The sequence below is a fragment of the Flavobacterium faecale genome, from assembly GCF_003076455.1.
GTDB lineage: Bacteria > Bacteroidota > Bacteroidia > Flavobacteriales > Flavobacteriaceae > Flavobacterium > Flavobacterium faecale.
Genome location: NZ_CP020918.1, coordinates 2187450 through 2209002, shown reverse-complemented (window position 1 = coordinate 2209002; position 21553 = coordinate 2187450). Strand labels below are relative to the sequence as shown.

Below are 21553 nucleotides of genomic sequence, written 5' to 3'. Positions count from 1 at the left end.
TCGCTTTAGATATAGATTATAAAGCAATTCAAAATACATTAATTGATGGTAGAATACCGATTTCAATACAATTTAAACCACCAATAAACGGTGGTTTTTTTGTAGGCTATAATCATAAATAATACCCTGAATTTTTATAATTCCACCTTATATTTTCTATTTCGAATAAAAACAGCTTGAACTAAGAGCATAATCGGGCTTCAATTGAGATTATACATATCTATTTTATTAATCAGCCTTTCTTTTTCATGGATAGCCAGTATACCGAAAATGTAGAATTAAAAATCTAATCCCAACAAACTGGCAAATAAATATTTTTTCTTGTTTTTAATCATCAAATTCTCTAATCGCTATAGTTTGGCAAAAAATATTTGGTTACTTGTTAATTAAAACGTAAAATTACCAAAAAATTAACCTAATCATAATATTAGATACCGAATACAAAATTTTGAAGTTAAAAATTACACATACTACAACGATCGATGATACTACACTTTGGCAACAACTGATTGCCGGAGATGAGAAAGCTTTTTCGAGCCTTTTCAAGAAATATTATGAGCAGTTGGTACGTTATGGAAACTCCTTTTCTCCCTTTACCGAAAAAGTGCAAGATTGCATTCAAGACGTATTTGCAGACTTGTGGTTGTACAAGCATTCACTTAATGAGCACGCAAATGTAAAAGCGTATTTGTTATCTAGTGTGCGCAACCGTATTGCGAGATTACAGGAACGTGATCATATTTTTAGCAAAACAAAATCTACTGATTCTCTTGAGTTCTTATTTGATTTTTCTATTGAGCACCAATTAATTATTGATGAGCATACAAAAGATAGAACAACTCAACTCAATAAACATATCAATCAATTGCCATCTAGGCAAAAAGAAGCCTTGTACCTACGTTACCACCAAGGCCTAACGGTAAATCAAATTGCAGACACTTTCAAGATGAATTATCAGTCTGCAAACAACCTTTTGCACCGTGCTTTATTAAATTTAAGAAAAGATTGGAATAGTCCTTATCCCTTGCTATCACTAGTGTTAGCGATGTTCTCTTAAATTTAATTTAAAAAAAACTAAAAAAAATCACAATTTACCGAGTATTGAACAACAAAAGTGTCCTTTATGTTAATATAAACTCACTTATAAATGCAAAATCGAGATAATTATTCAGAAATCGAAGACTTCCTAACCGATGTTTCATTCCAGGATTGGGTACGAACAGACGTTGATGCTCAAGATTGGGAACGATGGACATTAGAAAGCCCATCTAGAGCCAAACTGGTCGAAGAAGCTAGACTTTGGATTCTTGCATTAAAAGTACCTGAAAATAACATGCCGTATGCAACATTACAATCTGCTCTTGTTGCTACTTGGAATAAAATTGAACAAAAAGAAAACAAAAAAAGCAATAACTGGAATTTTAAGTTCATCAAAGCTGCAGCAGCAGTTTTAGTTTTGGGGTTAGGTATTTTTGGAGCTTATAATCATTTTAAAGGAACAACTGGTAACGACATCCTTCACAATCGAGTTATCATTAATAATCAAGAGGAAATTGTTGAACAAACCAACAACACCAATGAAGCTCAAACCATCACTTTGTCAGATGGTAGTTCAGTCCTTTTACAGCCGAAAAGTAAATTAAGCTATCCAAAGCTATTTATAGGGAATAAAAGAAAAGTGTATTTGTCTGGTGAAGGTTTCTTTGAAATTAGCAAGAATCCAAAAAGACCTTTTTTGGTGTATGCTAATGAAATTGTAACTACGGTAGTTGGAACAAGTTTTAGAATTAGTGCTTTTAAAGAGGAACCCAATGTTCAAGTTCTTGTGAGAACAGGAAAAGTAAAAGTACAATCGAACAAATTGCCGCTCAACTCTGTTAAAAATAAAGAGATCACATTATTACCAAACGAGGCTATACGTTTTACAAAAAAATCGGAAGTCTTTAATAAAATAACAGACATCACCAAAGACAAGCAATTGAATGATGTCTTGAAACCTATTGAACAACTGAGTTTTGAGTTTACCGACACTCCGGTAAGTCAAATTTTTAAAACGATAGAACAAGCTTATTTAGTAAACATTACATTTCCTAAAGAAAAATTAAAAGATTGTCATCTGACCACGTCACTAAACGATCAACCCTTGCCTGAAAAATTGAAAATTATTTGTAGAGCATTAGGAAACAGCACTAGTTATGAAATGAATCAAAATCAAATCAACATATCATCCGATGGTTGTAATTAATTAAAATTGCCTATGTAGTAGATTATTAGTAAAAAAAAACGTCGAAAATGCTGTAACATGATCGACGCTTTAATTAAGAAGATTGCTTTCTGTAAAAAGCGATCAAAGTAGTTTCAAAATACCCGATAAAAAGTATCAATTAAAAACAATCCAAAATTATGAAAAAACTTGTTGTCCAACAACGATTATTCTATCGAATCATGAAAATAACATTATTTCAATTGCTTTTGGCTGTTGTCTTCTCAACTGTTACCCTGGCAAATAGCGTCAAGGGACAGAAGAAACTAGATACTAAGGTGACTCTTAGTATCAATAATATGACATTATCCAATGCTCTAGCAAAATTAGAAAAAGCTTCTAATGTCCGATTTTCTTATAATTCTAGAATCAGTCAACTGAATCAAGTCGTTACTATTAACGCAACAGATGAAATGCTTTCGTCCATATTAAGTTCAATTTTAGAACCACTGAACATTAAATATTCTGAAGTAAGCAACCAAATTGTTTTACAAAATAAAATTGCTTCCAAATCAGATGCGTGGGCTAGCAGTACTTCACTTATCGATTTTACAGCTGTAGCTATTACCGTAAAAGGAAAAGTTCTTGATGAAAAAGGATTCCCTTTACCTGGTGCAACTGTATTAATAAAAGGAACTAAGACAGCAGTACTTACAGATATTGATGGAAATTTTACAATTACTGTGCCGTCAAACACTTCTAGACTAGTTATTTCATACATTGGTATGGAAACGCAAGAGGTTACAGCCAAATCTAGTAACCTTACAATTATTATGAACGAGTCTGGTCAAGCGTTAGACGAGGTAGTAGTAACAACTGGTTATGAAAAAACTTCAAAAAGAACCTTTACTGGAGCGGTTAGTAAAATTTCAGGTAAAGATTTATTAGTAGAAGGTGTTGTTGATATTAGTAGAATGATCGAAGGTAAAGCAGCCGGTGTTACCGTACAAAACGTTACAGGAACATTTGGTACTGCACCAAAAATCACAGTCCGTGGATCATCTTCTATCTTTGGAGATACAAAACCATTATGGGTAATTGACGGAATCGTTCAAGAAGACATTGTAAACTTATCATTTGCAGATTTGGCTTCAGGGAATTCTGCAACTTTATTAAGTTCATCTATCGCAGGTTTGAATCCAAATGACGTTTTGAGTATTGAGGTATTAAAAGATGCTTCTGCAACTTCTATCTACGGATCTAGATCTTTGAATGGTGTTGTAGTTGTAACTACAAAGCAAGGTAGACGTGAATCACCGCTTTCTGTATCCTACTCTTTGGAGCAAACAGCTAGATTGGTTCCAAATTACAGCCAATACGATATTTTAAATTCTCAAGAGACGATGAGTATCTTGCAAGAAATTAAAGCGAAAGGTTTTCTTGAATTACCTGATACCGCACAAGGTCGTTACGGTGGGGTTTACAATATTCTTTCAAATCAAATCAATACCTACGATGCTACTAGCGGACAGTATGGTGTTAAAAATGATGCTCCAAGTAGAAATGCTTTCTTAAAGAAATATGAATTGGCTAATACGGATTGGTTTGGTGCTTTGTTTAGACCATCAATAACTCAAAACCACTCGTTAAGTTTTTCTGGTGGTGGACAAAACAACGCTTACTTTGCCTCTTTAGGATTTTACAATGATCCAGGATGGACTATAGCTGATGGTGTAAGTCAAATTACAACTAACATCAAAAACACCTTTTTCCTGAATGATAAATTAAGCTTAACACTTTCTACACAAGCCTCTGTGAGAGATCAATCTGCTCCTGGTAGTTATGATAGCTTGAAAGATGGTGTAACTGGTAGCACTACTAGAGATTTTGATATTAATCCATTCAACTATGTATTAAATACAAGTAGAACATTGCGTCCTTATGATGACAATGGAAACCTTGAATATTACAGAAACAACTGGGCTCCTGTAAACATCCTTAATGAACTTGAAAATAATTATATGGATATCAAAGTAAAAGATATTCGTTTTCAAGCTGATTTGAGTTATAAAATCAATAAGCATTTAACGTACAATTTTACAACAAACGCACGTTTTGCAAATACTACTAGAGAGCACAACATTCTAGAAGGATCAAATATCGTAGGTGCACACAATGCACAAGAAACTACTATTGTAAGAGATGCTAATATCTTCTTGTACCAAAATCCAGATGATTTAACAGCGCCTAAAGTTTCTGTTTTACCAAATGGCGGAATTTTAAGAAGCTTTACAAATGACTTGACGTCTTACAATGTAAGAAACAGTTTTAGCTACAAAAATGTTATCGCTAGCAAACATGAAGTAGATGCTTTGTTTGGTACAGAATTACGTTACGTAGATAGAAACAGTAATAACTTTACTGCTTACGGTTTACAATATGATAGAGGATTAACTGCTTTTACAGATCCTAGAATTCTAGAAAAGTTAATTAATGGGGGAGAATCGTACTATGCCTTTAATACTGAGAGAGAGCGTACAGTTGGACTTTTCGGAAAAGTTGGTTATACGTATGACCGCCGTTATACAGGATCTGTTACAGGTCGTTATGATGGTTCAAACAGACAAGGAAATAGTAATGCGTCAAGATGGTTACCAACTTATACCTTCAGTGGAAAATGGAATGCTAAAGAAGAAAAATTCTTGAAAAACATCGAAAGCATTAGTAACTTAGGATTACGTGGATCTTATGGTTTAACTGCAACTGCAGGACCTGCTACCAACTCTTTGGCTATCTACAAAAGTTTCATTGCAGATCGTTTAAATCTTGCTGATAGAGAAACTGGTCTGAATATTGACCAACTTCAAAACTCTGATTTGACTTGGGAGAAACAATTCGAAACTAATATTGGTTTGGATTTAGGCTTGTTCAATAATAGAATCCAGTTTACAACTGATGTTTATAGCAGAAAAGCTTTTGATCTTGTAGATTTTGTAACTACATCAGGTGTTGGTGGTCAAAAAATCAAACAAGGTAATAATGCTAATATGGAAACTAAAGGTATCGAAATGTCCTTGACTACCAAAAATTTGCGTGATACAAGATTGAAATGGTCCACTACTTTGAATTTATCTGTATACAATCAAAAAATTACCAAGCTACAAAACAACCCAGAAGTTCTAGGTTTAGTTAATGGTACTGGAGGAAATACACTTGGACATCCTAGAAATGCTTTGTACTCTTACCAATTTACGGGATTGAATACCCAAGGTCTTCCAACATTTGTTATGGCAGATGGTCAAGATGATAAAATTGCAGGAGCAAACTTTCAGGATTCAAATGATGTGACCAAATACTTAAAATATGAAGGATCTATCGAGCCTAATAAATCAGCTGGTATTTCAAACACATTTACATATGACAACTGGTCATTAAATATATTTATTGTAGCATCTGGCGGAAACAAAGTACGTTTGAACCCAATCTATTCAGATAAATATGATGATTTAAAAGTATTCACAAAAGAGTTTACCAACAGATGGATCAATGCAGGTGATGAAGCTTTAACCAACATTCCTGTTATTGCAGATCAACGATTGGTAGCAAACTACGCCTCTGAATCAAAAGATTTAACAAGAGCTTACAACGCTTATAACTTCTCAGATGTACGAGTTGCAGACGGAAGTTTTGTAAGATTAAAAAATGTATCTATCAGTTATGAGTTCCCAAAAGATTTGAAGAAAAAATTAGGAGTTAACGTATTTACTTTAAAAGGTTCTACTGCAAATCCATTGTTAATTTATTCTGATAAAAGATTAAACGGACAAGATCCTGAATTTTACAGAAGTGGTGGAGTTTCACAACCAATCACAAGTCAATACACCTTCTCTATTAACGTATCATTTTAATAAAAAGACATGAGAAATATAAAAATAACAGTAGCACTTATTGCACTGCTAGGCCTAAGCAGCAGTTGCGAAGATTTTCTATCTGAAATACCAGACAACAGAACACAGTTAAACACTCCTGACAAAATCTCCGAAATCTTGGTTAACGCCTATCCTGGTGGTAGCTATATGGAGTTTTTGGAAACCATGACCGATAACGTAGGAGAAAGTCAAAACTTATCTGGAACTACCATAAAAAATAGTCAAAATTACTTTTGGCAAATGGCAGAAAAAATTGATCAAGACACCCCTGCTTATTATTGGGATGCTTGTTATACTGCCATTTCACATGCCAACCAAGCAATTGAAGCAATTGACAAACTAGGTCGACCAGCAAATTTAAACCCACAACTGGGTGAAGCATTAATTGCACGTGCCTACTCTCACTTTATGCTTGCAAGTGTATTTGGTCAACGCTACAATCCTGCAACAGCTGCGACTGATTTGGGTATTCCTTATTTATTAGAACCAGAAACGGTTTTACTTAAAACGTACAAGCGTAATACAATGGCTGAAGTGTATGACTTACTTGAAAAAGATATTGTAGAAGGTCTAAAACATGTAGGAAGTGACTATACACAAGTAAAATTTCACTTCAACAAAGCTGCCGCGAAGGCTTTTGCAAGTCGATTCTATCTTGTAAAAGGAGACTGGGACAAAGTTTTGTTGTATAGCGACGATTTGAGCATTCAACCTATTGGCAAGCTGAGAGATCTAGTGAAGAATAATGCACTTAACACAACTGCACAATTTAGAATTTATGCTGATGCATCTGAAACTACTAATCTTTTAATCTCTTCACCTTACTCAACTTATAATCGAACTATTAGAAGCAATCGATTTGCTTTGACAGGTGCAGATAGAGATGTGTTTTTTGGTAGCGCAACCAATTTATTCAACAAGTCTTGGCTATACGGTAGTTTTTCTAGCAATGGTTCTATTTCTATCTTTTTGCCTAAAACTTCGGAATATTTCAAAATTACTAATGCTAACGCAGGAATCGGTCAACCGTATGTGGCCAATGTTTTACTTGGTAATGAGGAATTGTTTTTTAACAAGATCGAAGCTCACATAATGAAAAGTGAGTTTGATTTGGCTAATACTGAAATTCAGTATTTCTTATCTACGCGTACCACGGGGTACAATGCCACTACAGATGTTGTTACTCAAGCAAAAATTGTTGCTAAGTATCCTGTAATTGCAGATGAGTACACTCCTTTTTACACTTTGACTCCTGTTCAAACTTCGTATATCAAAGCGGTAGCAGAACTTAGAAGAATTGAGTTCATTCACGAAGGTTTGAGATGGTTTGATATCAAACGCTTCAATTATGTAGTAACACACAAAGTCTACAACGAACCTTCACGCATACTGAAGAAAAATGATTTACGTAGAGCGATCCAAATCCCATTACACGCTACGAATACAGGAATTGAAAAAAATCCAATTTAAAAATGATAGCTATGAAAATATTTAATCAATACAAAAATATAGTAACCTTATCGGCCGTAATACTACTAGGAGCATGCTCACATGATGCACCTATAACCGAAAGTCAACTGGATCTATCTATACCACAAAAGACCGCTCTTGACACTTGGATCGATACCAACTATTTGATTCCGTACAACATAAATGTGCAATACAAATGGAACCAGAATGCAGTAGACAACAATCGTTTCTTGTTTCCTCCCCTACAAACAAAAGTACAACCAGTACTTGAGATTATTCAAAAAATCTGGTTGGATAGTTACAAAACAGTAGCAGGACCTGATTTTGTAAAGGTAATTGCACCTAGAGAATTTGTACTAGTTGGAGGTATCAACTTGAATACAACGGGTACTATTACGCTTGGTTTGGCTGAAGGTGGAAAAAGAATTACTTTCTTCAACACAGATTATATCAATGTAAAAGACAAGGCACAAGTAAATCGCTTTATTCACACAATCCAGCACGAGTACATTCACATCTTAAATCAAACTAAACCATTTGACGAAAAATCGATGGCTTTGATTACTCCTAGTGGCTATAGCTCTGCTTGGTACAACACCACTGATGCTGTCGCACTAGAAGAAGGATTTCTTACTGCATATGCAAAATCAAATATAAACGAAGATTTTGCAGAGACAGCTTCAACCATTTTGATTAGTTCAAAGACAGAATACGCAGCCATTCTAGCATCAATTGTGAGTCCAACTGCTTTGGCAGCGATTAAAGCAAAAGAGGCGATCGTTGTAAAGTATTATAAAGATGCATTTGGGATTGATTTGTATGCTTTGAGAGATGAAGCGCAAAAAAACACACTAGCAGTCATCAAATAGTATAAGCAAACTAAAGAGCTTTAGAAATAAGGCTCTTTAAAAATTATTTTATATAACTTAATACATTATTAGCATGAAACTAAAAAATATTTTTAAAGTTCTACTCCTTGCTATTTTAGCACTGCAAGTGGTTTCTTGTGACAACAAGGAATCTGTAGAATCCCCTTTTAATGCTACTCCAACAGAGCGATTAAATGCTCAAAAGGAAGTTCTAAACAATTTATTAGAATCTTCAGAGTTTGGTTGGAAAGCTATTTATTATACCGACACTACGCAATTAGGTGGCTTTACTCATGTTTTTAAATTTAAAGACGGAAAAGTAGATATGGCATCTGATTTTGATGATGATACTTCTGTTTATTCAAGTGAGTACAGCATTGCAATAGGTAGTACAGTAAGTTTGTTGTTTACAACAAAAAACAGAATTCATCTATTATCTGATTCTGACAATTACCCTATATCATCTTTGCGAGGAAAAGGATACCTAGGTGATTTTCAATTCTTATATTATGGTCAAGATAACGGTGATATTGTTTTCAAAACCAACAGATCATTTAAAGAATTACGTTTTGTAAAAGCTAAGGCTTCAGATTGGACCGATCTGGCAAAAGCTAGACTTATGATTCCAAATGTATCAGGCGCTAGTACGCGACCATTATTTCGACTTTTAGAAACCAATGATGGGGCAAAGGTTAGTCAATATGACTTTACTTACACTGAAGCAACTCGATATGCTACATCAAACTCTATCGAAGCAGGATCTTCAAAGACAAGCAATGTAGGTATTGCCTATACTGCAACAGGAATAAAAGTAAGTCCTCCCGTAAAAGTTGGAACAAAAACTTTAACGGACTTTACATACGATGCCACAACTGGAAATTTTAATGCCGCAGCAGATGGTGTAACGGCTTCTATTAAATATTCTAACAAACCTTTGGTACTTACTGACGACTACAAGGCCTTATTAACTGGACAACCATACACGCGCTTTTCATATTATGATGATGATGTTACGGCTGACGCCCCAACAAATTCAGCATTATTTAAAGCAGAAATAGATAAGATAAATGCTGGTTTACCTTCTGGACAATCAATTTCAGGTGTAGAATTGTATTTAAACCATTCTTTAGGAAACTTTATTTATTACACCTTTAATGGTCGAGGTGCCATCTTTCATTATATAACAGTAAAAGAAGATGCTGCGAACAAAACTTTAATTCTTGGCCACGACCGCTGGAGCGGAGGTTTTACTACATCTCCATCGTATTTGGCTGGTTTTGACAAACAATTATTAGATACAAAAGGTATTTATGTAAAAAAAGAAAACTTCAGAATAGTATATAGCAATACTGTTTATACCTTCACAAGTGCTTCAAGTTCATTCAGAATGACTACTTGGAAAAGGTAAACAATATTTGATTTTTTGACTTACTAATTCAATCCTAAAAGGTTACTCATTTTTTTGAGCAACCTTTTTTTATATGACTTTTTATACCCCTCAAAAAGGAATAAAACTATCCTTGAAAAAATTAAAAATAATCAATAAAAAAGTAGGTTAATTCTTTTTTATATTTTATTTTTGACTTAGATTAAAAGTAAATATAAACACACGAAAAAATTTATTAAATACTCGTTTTCAATACGATAAAATTATCAAATCAACATTTATTACCATTTTTGGTACTTAACTTTTAAATTGCTTTTTTTTCACAAAAACTATCTCCCACTCATTGTATAAACAATAAAAACGAATAAATACAACTCTAAATTATTATATACTATGATAAAGCAATACTTTCCTCTGAGATCTATTTTCCCACTAACACTCGTCCTACTATTTATTTGTGAATAGGATATATCCTGAATATTCTACAAAATTTGTGTACCTGTTTTTACCTTTGGCAGCAGCTTTTGCTATTTATGATTTATTCAAAAAGAAAAAGGAAGATAAAATTAATGGCACCACTCAAGTTAAAGAGTCTGTTGTGAGGATGTTGATATTCGGAGGCCTATTACTGGTTTTCTTTTTCTTAACTAACTCACAAGTTCCTCCTTTTAAACAGTAGATAAATCGAGCTAGGTAAGTTATACTCTAGAGCATGTAGACTAAATTCTTCCTAACTTTCTTTAATTTTATACGAATAATTTTCACAAGGTTGCTCATTTTTTTGAGTGACCTTTTTTTATTCGTACTAGATTGATGTGATCAATATAATAGAACATTTCCTAAAGGTTTCATAAACTAATCAAGGTTACCGTATCTTTTCTTATTTTTACATTAAATTTAGAACCATCCACATGCCAACCGACTGTATTAGCTATCAAAATTCAGGATATTTCAGCACTTTAATGCAAGACTACCTGAACCAAAAATCAACTCTTAGTCCACTCTACAATCACTTCCCTACTCTAGAAAATTTTGAAAAACAAATTCTAGAAAAAGAACAAAATTTCGATCATAGCTCAAGATCAACTTTAGTGAGTGTGCTACAGCAACAATACACAAATAGTACTGTATCTAGTCTAACACACCAGAATATTGCTTCACTTGGCACTCAAAATACCTACACAGTTACAACGGGACATCAACTAAACCTATTTAGTGGTCCGTTATATTTTTTGTATAAAATAATATCTACAATAAACTTAACTAAAGAACTAAAGGCTAAACACCCAGAATACAACTTTGTGCCAGTTTATTGGATGGCGACAGAAGATCATGATTTTGACGAAATAAACTATTTCAATTTTAAAGGAAAAAAATTTCGTTGGAATACCCAAAGTACGGGACCTGTTGGAAGGTTAAGCACCGAAGGACTTGATGCTTTTTTCGAAATATTTGCACTCGAACTAGGGCAAACAAAAAATGCAAATGCATTAAAAACAATATTTGAAGAGGCCTATTTACAACACGCTACCCTAGCCGATGCCACTAGGCATTTGGCCAACACCTTGTTTGGTGAATATGGATTAGTAATCATTGACGCCGACAATCAAGATTTAAAAAAGTTTTTTGCACCCTACATTAAAAACGAATTAACAGCACAAACCTCCTTCGCCGTAGTTACCGAAACCATCAAAAAACTGTCTGATTACACTATTCAAGTAAATCCTAGAGAGATTAATTTATTTTATATCGAAGATACTGTACGAGAACGTATCATTTTCGAAAATGAAAAATACAAAGTAAACAATACCGACCTAATTTTTTCAAAAGAAGAGATTTTGGCTTTGGTCGAAAGCAATCCAGAAAAATTTAGTCCAAATGTGATTATGCGTCCGCTTTATCAAGAAGTAATTTTACCTAACCTGTGCTACATTGGCGGAGGAGGTGAAATAGCCTATTGGTTGGAGCTAAAAGCTTTTTTTGACGCAGTAAATGTTACATTTCCTATGTTACTAGTTCGCAATTCTGTACTGTTAGCTACTGAAAAGCAAGTTTCAAAAGCCGACAAGCTACAACTAAGTTGGGAAGACTTATTTTCGAAACAAAATCAATTAGAGAATAAACTGACCCATAAGCTATCTTCTTTCTCTATCGATTTAACACCACAAAGAGAACAGCTGCAAAAGCAATTTGCACTACTCCATGATATTGCAAAACAAACTGACGAGTCGTTCACTGGCGCTGTAAAAGCACAGGAAACAAAACAATTAAAAGGATTGGATAATTTAGAAAAACGATTATTAAAAGCACAAAAACGAAAACTAAAAGATCAATTGGAGCGCGCTACTGATTTGCAAAACGAACTTTTCCCGAACAAAAGCTTGCAGGAACGCCAAAATAACTTTTCGGAATTCTATTTGGAACAAGGTCCTCAATTAATACCAACCATTATAGATCGTTTAAAACCTTTGGAACAAAACTTTGAGGTTATTAGTTTCTAAAATATCACAAACAAAAGGTTTTTCTACAAAAAAATAACTAATTTTACCCGAAATAAAACATAATTAAAATGACAACGAATAGAACTTTTACAATGATTAAGCCAGATGCAGTAGCAAATGGACACATCGGAAACATCCTTGCGATGATTACAAACGCAGGTTTCAAAATTGTATCTTTAAAATTAACACAACTTACTGTAGCAGATGCACAAGCTTTTTATGAAGTGCATGCAGAACGCCCTTTCTACGGAGAATTAGTTAACTTCATGTCAAGCGGACCAATTGTAGCAGCTATTTTAGAAAAAGAAAATGCAGTTGCCGATTTCAGAACACTTATTGGAGCAACTAACCCTGCAGATGCAGCAGAAGGAACTATCCGTAAAAAATATGCAACTTCAATGGGAGAAAATGCAGTTCACGGATCTGACAGTGATGAAAATGCAGCTATCGAAGGTGCTTTCCATTTTTCTGGAAGAGAGCAGTTCTAATATCAGCATTCAGTCTAGTGGCAGTTTTCAGTCACAGAAACACATAAAAAAAATCCTGTTTGTTTACACAAGCAGGATTTTTTTTTGCTTTCAATCTTACTTAATGTTTATTGAATTATAACAAGCATAAGTAGAATATAGTCCATTCTAATTTTTGTCTCATCGAGCGCAGTCGAGATGCAATAGTGGTTCTCGACTGCGCTCGAACTGACAATAGGACTGTTTTATAAATAGTATTAGTATTACAACAACTGAAACTAAAAACTAACGAAGCACTACATTGGTAATTACCTCTCTACCCAATTCATCATTAATCATCTTGATAATTTTTGATTTTCCAAGGCTCAATTCTTCACGCAACACAGACGAAGTAAGTTCTACATACAAAGTACTATTGCGCAACGCCACATTTTGGGTATAACTATTTACTCCGTTCCCCATTAAGTTTCCCCAAGCCTCACGTACATTGATTTGATCCATTCCTGGTTGTAACTTGTTCCCTTCGATAATTCGTTTTAAAACATCACCTACTGTACTTTGATTATTTAGTCTTTTTGCCATTTCCAGTTAAGTTTATAGGTCCCGTTTTTTTATAATGATACTCTTTGTTCTCTGCATTTTTTACTACCAGTTCCTCATCAGTCAATTCGACTAACTCCTCAGACCATTTTGAAAAATCTGTAGAATAATCCAAGAATGCTTTTTCTTTTTCGAAACGAACCAAAACATTTTCGTAGGTATCGTTTACAATAAAAGTCCCATCCAATTGTGGCATCACCTTTTTACGAATACCTTCATTATTTTTCATGGCAAAAAAATCATAGTGCTCATTTATTTTATAATCTTTATCCTCACTATCTGGCATTTCTACTTTTTCAATTTCCCAATATCCATTTAATTTAGCCACATCAGCAGGTTCAATTTTTTGCTTACAACCCACAAACATTAAAGCAACAATTGCTAATTTTAATACATTTTTCATAACTATTTATTTTTGAACCCTATTTGTAATCCCGAGTTTCTATAACTCTTAAGCCGCGGAATCAGGAATAAAACAACCTATTTTTGTCTTGTGCAAAGTTACTCTTTATAACCCCATTTGAAAGGAATAATCTCAAAAGACGGTAAAAAATTTAAACTACATTTTCCTTCATCTATATCCGATTTTACAGCTTTTATAAAATTTTTAAAGAATACTTAAACAAGCCTTACTTTCAAATTAAACCAAAATTAAATATAGGATATTTAATTCACCAACAGATATTAGACTACCTTATACCTCACATTTAATACGCTATACGGTCTAGAATAAAGAGCATCAAACCCCTGCAACATAAACAATAACCGTATGAACAAGACATAAAAAAACCATTTAAAAATAGCGCTAACACGGTTAAACTATATTTTTAAATGGCTTATTACACAGTAGTATAAACTGCTTTAACTCTTTTTTATTCTTTTACTAAGTCCAAAAACGAAACACAATACACCTACAACTATTAGTAAATAACATAATTCTACGCTCTTAGAACGCATTATATTGGCACCTACAAAACAAAGAATACTTATCATGTAAAAGTTCAAAGAACTTAAATTTTTTAAAAAATCCATGTCTATTATTTAAAGAAACTATCTACAAACTCATATTTATTGAAAACTTGAAGATCTTCAATACCTTCTCCTACTCCAATATACTTTACTGGAATTTGAAATTGATCTGATATTCCGATTACAACACCACCTTTTGCAGTACCATCAAGTTTGGTTACGGCTAGACAAGTTACCTCTGTAGCTGCAGTAAACTGCTTCGCTTGCTCAAAAGCATTTTGACCTGTAGAACCATCCAAAACTAGCATTACATCATGAGGTGCGTCTGCAACCACTTTTTGCATCACACGTTTTACTTTTGAAAGTTCGTTCATCAAATTCACTTTATTATGTAAACGTCCGGCTGTATCAATAATAACAATATCAGCATTTTGAGCCACTGCAGATTGCAAGGTATCAAATGCTACTGATGCAGGATCACTACCCATGTCTTGACGCACGATAGGTACACCAACACGATCTGCCCAAATTTGTAATTGATCTATTGCTGCTGCTCTAAACGTATCTGCTGCACCCAATACAACTGAATGACCGGCTTTTTTAAATTGATACGCTAGTTTACCTATTGTAGTCGTCTTCCCCACTCCATTAACTCCCACAACCATTAATACATACGGTTTAGTTTGAACTGGAATAGAAAATTGCGTTCCTTCGCCAGAATTGGTTTCAGACAATAATCCTGCAATTTCTTCTTGCAAAATACGATTCAGTTCATCAGTACCTAGATACTTATCTTCGGCTACTCGTTTTTCAATACGAGTAATAATCTTCAATGTGGTATTTACACCTACATCTGAAGCAACTAATATCTCTTCCAAATTATCCAATACATCGTCATCCACTTTTGCTTTTCCAGCAACAGCTTTGGTTAACTTTGTAAAAAAGGAACTTTTAGATTTCTCTAACCCTTTGTCTAACACTACTTTTTCTTGCTCGGTAAGACTTTGGTCTTTTTTATCCGATGAAAAAATTCTCTTAAAAAAACTCATAATAGAATTGTACTAAATTGGTATGCAATAACTCTGGATAAAGATAAAAATAAAAAAGCTACTTCCGATAGAAAGTAGCTTTTTTATATAATGTGTTTCTGATTACTTCTTTTTCAAGAACTCATCAACTAACTCAGGAGCTAAAATAGTTTCTACGAAAGTATAAGCGCCAGTCTTTGGAGATTTCACCATTTTGATGGCTTTTGATAATCTCTTAGAAGCTGTTTGCAAGGATGCTACTGTTTTCTTTGCCATGTCTAATTATTTGTTTATTTGAAATTTTTATAAAACGCTAATGGAAAACCATTGCTTATTTTATTAATCTCTAATTATTACTTGATTTCTTTGTGAACAGTTACTCTTTTCAAAACCGGATTAAATTTTTTAATCTCTAATCTGTCTGGAGTATTTTTTTTGTTCTTAGTCGTAATGTATCTAGAAGTACCTGCAACACCAGTTGTTTTGTGTTCTGTACATTCTAAAATAACTTGAATTCTATTACCTTTCTTTGCCATCTTGCTCTATGTTTAGTATTGGAAAAAGATTATTTGATAAATCCTTGTGCCTGTGCTTTTTTCAAAACAGCAGAAATTCCATTTTTATTAATTGTTTTTACCGTAGATGCTGCTACTCTAAGAGTAATCCATCTATCTTCTTCTGGAAGATAAAAACGCTTCTTAACTAAGTTTACAGAAAATTTTCTCTTAGTTTTATTCATAGCGTGAGAAACGTTATTTCCTACCATCGCTCTTTTACCTGTAAGGTCACAAACTCTTGACATTATATATCTCTTTTAATCGTTATTCAAAATCAGGGTGCAAAGAAAAGAAAAATAAACGTATCAAACAAAATTTTACTACACAAATTTTATAATTTCTTTTTGAAGCATTTCCAAACTTTTATAAACTGCTCTATCTATCACTTTTTCACGAGGTTGTCCAAAGTTAAACTCTTCAACAAGGACTCCTGTTGGGGTAGCCAAAGCAATAAAAACTGCACCAATTTCGGCATCTCCATCCCCTTTGCTTGGTCCGGCGTTGCCCGTGGTTGCTATGGCGTAGTCGGTTTTCATTAAGTTTTTAACACTCAAAGCCATAGCTTCTGCCACTTGTGCACTCACTACCGAAAATTCTTCGATAAGTGCTGATGGAATCGACAAAACATCAATTTTGGTTTGAGTCGCATACGAAACAACACTCCCTTTAAAATATCCTGAAGCACCAGGAACCGAAGCCAACAACGATGCAATAGATCCTCCCGTACAACTTTCGGCTGTTGCAATGCTTAGCTTTTGCTTCTTAAGCATCGAACCAATCACTACCTCAATGGTTTGATCTTCTTCATAGCCCACGATTATATCGTTGATAATAGCATCCAACAAAATGACTTGTTTATCAATTTCTTGCTCTAATAATTCTTTATTCAAACCTCTCGCCGTCAATCTTAAACGAACGCGTCCAGGACTTGGCAAGTAAGCTAACTTTACAAATTCTGGTAAAGCATCTTCCCAATGTTCAATACGCTCTGCAACCATACTCTCTCCTTGCCCGTAGGTAAGGATTGTCTTGTGCAAAATATATGGTCTTTTGTACTCTTTTACTACTTTCGGAATGATTTCGTGCTCTACCAAATACTTCATCTCATAAGGCACGCCCGGCAGGGAGATAAAAACTGTATTTTCTTTTTTAATCCACATTCCTGGTGCCGTACCTACTTGATTATGAAGCACAGTACATCGCGATGGCACCAAAGCTTGATCCTTGTTCATTTGCGTAATTGGACGTTTATAAAAACCTTCGATTAACTCAGTAACATGAGCCAAAACTTGTGGATTTACAACTAACTCATCATCAAAATAATCACAAAACGTTTTCTTGGTTACATCATCTTTTGTTGGTCCTAAACCTCCCGTAATGATAACCAAATCGACCTTGTTTTGCAACTTTTTAAAGGTGTCCAGAATGTGTTGTTTGTCATCACTAATAGACAACATTTCGTGAGTTTCGACTCCGATTTTATCTAATGATTTAGAAATAAAAGCCGAATTTGTATCAACAATTTGACCAATTAAAATCTCATCTCCAATAGTAACTATGGTGGCTTTCATGCTCTTTTATATTTTTTTTGTTCACTATATTAAACACAGAAAATTCAACACTTAATACTACATTAAATGTTGAATTCCTATCTATTTTTGATTGTGGGAGAAACGGGTATTAAGACAAAGTAAAATCTTTGTTGATCTCTTTTATCGCGTCTTCTACTTGTTTTTTAACACTTTTGAAGGTGTCAATAATATCTTTTTTCTTGCCCTCTACTTTGGTCCATGCTTCGATTTGAAGAATTTCTTCAAAGGCAACATTTAACCCAAGCAAATCTAACGTTGGCTTGATCTTGTGTGCATACGCATACGCATGCTTATGATCTTTCTTTTTTATTCCTTCTTTAATTTGAGCAATGTCCTCTGGGACTTCGGTTACGAACAATGTCAAAACATCGTTTACAAAATCTTGATCGTTATCTGAAAGTTCGTATACTTTGGATAGGTTGTAATGTAATGCCATCTATTTTACTTGGATTCTAAATAGTTTCTGTCCTTCCAAAAATCCTTCTAAGACATCATCTGGTTTTACTGCAGCAACGCCTTCTGGAGTTCCTGTAAAAATAATATCTCCTATTTTTAAGGTAAAAAACTGCGAAACATAAGCTATGATTTCATCAATTTTCCACAACATAAATTCTGAATTTCCTTTTTGAACAGTACTATTATTATTAGTTAATTCAAATGTAATATTTTCTAGTGAACTAAATTGACTTTTTGGTAAAAATTCTCCAATAACTGCCGAACCGTCAAAGCTTTTGGCTATTTCCCAAGGCAAACCTTTTTCTTTGAGCTTCGATTGTAAATCTCTAGCCGTAAAATCAATCCCGACACTAATTTCATCATAATACTTGTGTGCAAATTTTGCATCAATGTACTTTCCTACTTTATTAATTTTAACAATCAACTCTATTTCGTGATGAATATCATTCGAAAATTCAGGAAGCACAAACGGATGTTGTTTTAAAAGCACTGCCGAATCTGGTTTCATGAAAATCACCGGTTCGGTTGGACGCTCGTTCTGAAGCTCCTCTATGTGTTTGGTATAATTACGACCAATGCAGATTATTTTCATTTTTTTTTTAAGTTTCTGAGTTGCTGAGTTTCTGAGCTGCTAAGTTTCTGAGTAGGTTGAAGCAAAAAACTCAGCAACTTAGAAACTTAGCGCTCAGCAACTTTATTTAGTATTTAACTTTCTAAGTTTTATTGCCGTCAAAACCTTTTTGGTATACAAAGGAAAATCAGCATTCTGAATCCAGCTGAAATATCCAGGTTCGGTTTCTAGAATTTTTTCTACTTTGACTCCTTTGTGTTTTCCAAATGAAAAAATCTCTTCTCCATCTTTGTCGAAAGCTATCATTCCAGCAAAATCGGCTATTTTTTTTCTAGTCGAAAATTCTGAAAGTGCTTTTGTGTCGTTTTCTAAATCTTCGTAACGATCCAATTGTGCTTTCAAGATTTCGTAAGTCGCCATGGTATCTGCTTCTGCCGAATGGGCATTTTCAAGACTTTGACCACAATAAAATTTGTAAGCAGCACTTAAAGTACGCTCTTCTTTTTTATGAAAAATAGTTTGTACATCTACAGAAACACGGTTTTTCATATCAAAATCTACTCCGGCTCTCAACAATTCTTCAGCCAATAATGGAATATCAAAACGATCCGAGTTAAAACCTCCTAAATCACTGTCCTTGATCATGCTATACACTTGTGATGCTAGTTCATTAAAGGTAGGTTCGTTGGCTACTTTTTCGTCGGTGATACCATGGACTGCTGTTGTTTGCGCTGGAATTGGAATCGTAGGATTCACCAACCACGTTTTACTTTCTTTATTCCCATTTGGATATACTTTGAAGATCGATATTTCGACAATTCTATCTTTTCCGATATCTATTCCTGTGGTTTCAAGATCGAAAAAGCAAATTGGTCTATTGAGTTTTAATTCCATTTTATTTTTTTGTATGAACTACAAATATAAATTTTTAAAATGTAAAAATAAGACGTTTTGGGAGTAGTTTAATTATTATTTGTTCGAATATAAAATCCTCTATTTGATATCACAACTCCTTTTTGAAAATCATATATTGTATTTTGTAGCTTCTTGTTGGGAAGTGCGTAAGGGATGGAAGCGGCATCCTTTTTTGGGGCTTTTTCTGTCCCAAAAAAGATATAGCGTACAGCCGAGGGCACTGAAAAAGTCTTTCTAATAAATTGACACATAAAAAGGAGTAGATATCTATGGATTTCTACTCCTTTTTTCTTATATTTAAATCTAATTATAAGTGTTTTTTAGATGTTAGTACAACAACAAACAATACAATTCAGCGAGTATTCTTCGTTGTATGATTTAATAGTTCCAAAAGAAAATCTATTAAGAAAAATTAATGATTTGATTGATTTTTCATTCATTTACGATGAGTTGTTAAATAAGTACTGTCCCAATAATGGGCGAATGGCAGAAAGTCCCGTTCGTATGTTTAAGTATTTACTACTTAAAACAATCTATACTGTTTCCGATATTGATGTCGTGGAGCGTTCTCAATACGATATGTCCTTCAAATATTTTTTGGATATGAATCCAGAAGACGATGTTATCAATCCGAGTTCGTTAACAAAATTTAGAAAACTACGTCTAAAGGATACCGACCTATTAAATCTGTTGATAAACAAAACAGTCACCATTGCTATCGAAAAAGGTATTATTCGTTCGAAGTCTATCATCGTTGATGCCACACATACTTTATCAAGATCCAATCCATTTTTAGCCATCGATGTATTAAGAGAACGTTCCAAGCTACTGCGAAAAACAGTATACAGCTTTGAGCAGGAATTCAAAGAACATATGCCTGAAAAAAATACAGACAATGACTTAGAGAAGGAACTTGCTTATTGTAAAGAGTTGGAAAAACGCATTGAAAATGAGCCGTCAATAAGTTCGATTCCAGCTGTGAAAGAGAAATTAAATCTACTCAAAGAAACTGTAGAAGACACTCAAGAAAATTTTACCTTATCAAAAGATGCAGATGCTAAAACGGGTCATAAATCTGCTGATAGTTCTTTCTTTGGATATAAGACTCACTTAGCTATGACCGAGGAGCGCATCATTACAGCGGCTGTAGTCACATCAGGTGAAAAAGGGGATGGACCAGAATTACCTAGACTTTTAGCGATTAGTCAAAAAAACGGAATTGATGTTGATACTATTATTGGGGATGGAGCTTATACAGGAAAAGAAAATCTCAAACTCACAAGGGAGCAAAATATTAAAGTGGTAGCCAGACTAAATGTTACAATAGCACAAGGAGCTAGAAAAGACGAAGATAAATTTGACTATAATAAAGATGCCGATAGATTTGTTTGCACTGCTGGTCATATGGCCATACGAAAGGCTCGCCAAGGTAAAAAAAATGTTGGAACCAATCAAATACAAACCTACTATTTTGATGTGGAAAAATGTAAGACCTGCTCTTTAAAAGAGGGTTGTTATAAAGAAGGATCCAAGACAAAAACATATTCGGTGTCGATAAAATCGGACTTACACCAAGAACAAATCAGCTTTCAAGAAACTGACTATTACAAAGAAAAAGCAAAACATCGATATAAAATAGAAGCGAAAAATAGTGAGTTGAAAAATGTACATGGTTATGATAGAGCAATATCATATGGCATTACCAATATGCAAATGCAAGGTGCAATAGCAATTTTCGCAGTCAACTTAAAAAGAATACTCAAATTAATGTAGAAAAATGAAAGCTACTGCTGCATTACTCAAAATGACTCTAGCTAAACTCAAAATAGCCTTATTGAACCAACATTAAAAATCAAGATTAAAAAGGAAAACGCTTGCAACGGATTATATAACTCCTGTTACAAGCGTTTTTTTATTGTCTAAAAAACGATGATAATCAAAATATGCGATGTTTTTCAGTGCCCTCGTACAGCCCGACCGGCTTTTTCTGCCGGTTACGCCCAAAAAAGTAGTTGGAGACCGAAACAAAAAAACCCTCA

19 protein-coding genes are annotated in these 21553 nt (G+C 34.0%); 9 read left to right on the top strand and 10 right to left on the bottom strand.

What is annotated here, in order from left to right:
- Positions 1-448: 448 nt before the first annotated feature.
- The 8 genes from FFWV33_RS09630 to FFWV33_RS09595 all read left to right on the top strand — a co-directional run bounded on the left by FFWV33_RS09630 (position 449) and on the right by FFWV33_RS09595 (position 12847).
- Positions 449-1057, top strand: a complete 609-nt coding sequence (locus FFWV33_RS09630; RefSeq protein ID WP_108740718.1) for an RNA polymerase sigma factor — start codon at positions 449-451, stop codon at positions 1055-1057.
- Positions 1058-1147: 90 nt separating this feature from the next.
- Positions 1148-2245 carry a FecR family protein gene (locus tag FFWV33_RS09625; protein WP_108740717.1) on the top strand — a complete coding sequence of 366 codons (1098 nt, stop codon included), beginning with the start codon at positions 1148-1150 and terminating at the stop codon, positions 2243-2245.
- Positions 2246-2403: 158 nt separating this feature from the next.
- On the top strand, positions 2404-6111 hold the full coding sequence (locus tag FFWV33_RS09620; protein ID WP_108740716.1) for a SusC/RagA family TonB-linked outer membrane protein: 3708 nt from the start codon (positions 2404-2406) through the stop codon (positions 6109-6111).
- A gap of 9 nt (positions 6112-6120) precedes the next feature.
- Positions 6121-7602 carry a RagB/SusD family nutrient uptake outer membrane protein gene (locus FFWV33_RS09615; RefSeq protein ID WP_108740715.1) on the top strand — a complete coding sequence of 494 codons (1482 nt, stop codon included), beginning with the start codon at positions 6121-6123 and terminating at the stop codon, positions 7600-7602.
- Between the two features lie 11 nt (positions 7603-7613).
- Positions 7614-8471 carry a zinc-binding metallopeptidase gene (locus FFWV33_RS09610; protein WP_108742508.1) on the top strand — a complete coding sequence of 286 codons (858 nt, stop codon included), beginning with the start codon at positions 7614-7616 and terminating at the stop codon, positions 8469-8471.
- A gap of 73 nt (positions 8472-8544) precedes the next feature.
- Positions 8545-9879, top strand: a complete 1335-nt coding sequence (locus FFWV33_RS09605) for a DUF4302 domain-containing protein (protein WP_108740714.1) — start codon at positions 8545-8547, stop codon at positions 9877-9879.
- Positions 9880-10769: 890 nt separating this feature from the next.
- Positions 10770-12359: a bacillithiol biosynthesis cysteine-adding enzyme BshC gene (gene bshC, locus FFWV33_RS09600; protein ID WP_108740713.1), complete on the top strand. Its 1590-nt coding sequence runs from the start codon at positions 10770-10772 to the stop codon at positions 12357-12359.
- Between the two features lie 68 nt (positions 12360-12427).
- Positions 12428-12847, top strand: coding sequence for a nucleoside-diphosphate kinase (locus FFWV33_RS09595; RefSeq protein WP_108740712.1), 420 nt, complete (start codon positions 12428-12430; stop codon positions 12845-12847).
- Positions 12848-13111: 264 nt separating this feature from the next.
- On the opposite strand, the gene FFWV33_RS09590 is transcribed toward FFWV33_RS09595, so the two are convergent.
- From FFWV33_RS09590 to FFWV33_RS09545, 10 genes are all read right to left on the bottom strand, one after another.
- Positions 13112-13408: a DciA family protein gene (locus FFWV33_RS09590; RefSeq protein WP_108740711.1), complete on the bottom strand. Its 297-nt coding sequence runs from the start codon at positions 13406-13408 to the stop codon at positions 13112-13114.
- A complete protein-coding gene (locus FFWV33_RS09585) occupies positions 13389-13829 on the bottom strand; it encodes a lipocalin family protein (protein WP_108740710.1) in 441 nt (146 codons plus the stop codon). Before FFWV33_RS09585 ends, FFWV33_RS09590 begins: the two co-directional genes overlap by 20 nt.
- Positions 13830-14463: 634 nt before the next feature.
- Entirely contained in the window at positions 14464-15444 is a 981-nt protein-coding gene (gene ftsY / locus FFWV33_RS09580; RefSeq protein ID WP_108740709.1) for a signal recognition particle-docking protein FtsY, read from the bottom strand.
- A gap of 102 nt (positions 15445-15546) precedes the next feature.
- Entirely contained in the window at positions 15547-15699 is a 153-nt protein-coding gene (locus FFWV33_RS09575) for a DUF4295 domain-containing protein (protein ID WP_108740708.1), read from the bottom strand.
- A 77-nt stretch (positions 15700-15776) separates the two neighbouring features.
- Entirely contained in the window at positions 15777-15959 is a 183-nt protein-coding gene (rpmG, locus tag FFWV33_RS09570; RefSeq protein ID WP_108740707.1) for a 50S ribosomal protein L33, read from the bottom strand.
- Between the two features lie 29 nt (positions 15960-15988).
- Positions 15989-16225, bottom strand: a complete 237-nt coding sequence (gene rpmB / locus FFWV33_RS09565) for a 50S ribosomal protein L28 (RefSeq protein ID WP_108740706.1) — start codon at positions 16223-16225, stop codon at positions 15989-15991.
- Positions 16226-16300: 75 nt separating this feature from the next.
- Complete coding sequence (locus tag FFWV33_RS09560) at positions 16301-17551, bottom strand: CinA family nicotinamide mononucleotide deamidase-related protein (RefSeq protein ID WP_108740705.1); 1251 nt, start codon at positions 17549-17551, stop codon at positions 16301-16303.
- A gap of 109 nt (positions 17552-17660) precedes the next feature.
- The gene (locus FFWV33_RS09555) at positions 17661-18008 is read right to left on the bottom strand and encodes an Hpt domain-containing protein (protein ID WP_108740704.1); all 348 of its coding nucleotides are present in this window, start codon (positions 18006-18008) and stop codon (positions 17661-17663) included.
- A complete protein-coding gene (locus tag FFWV33_RS09550) occupies positions 18009-18620 on the bottom strand; it encodes a fumarylacetoacetate hydrolase family protein (protein ID WP_108740703.1) in 612 nt (203 codons plus the stop codon).
- A 102-nt stretch (positions 18621-18722) separates the two neighbouring features.
- Positions 18723-19493: a 3'-5' exonuclease gene (locus FFWV33_RS09545; RefSeq protein WP_108740702.1), complete on the bottom strand. Its 771-nt coding sequence runs from the start codon at positions 19491-19493 to the stop codon at positions 18723-18725.
- 345 nt (positions 19494-19838) lie between these two features.
- Between FFWV33_RS09545 and FFWV33_RS09540 the strand changes: the two genes are divergently transcribed.
- Complete coding sequence (locus tag FFWV33_RS09540; protein WP_108739214.1) at positions 19839-21287, top strand: IS1182 family transposase; 1449 nt, start codon at positions 19839-19841, stop codon at positions 21285-21287.
- Positions 21288-21553: the final 266 nt, after the last annotated feature.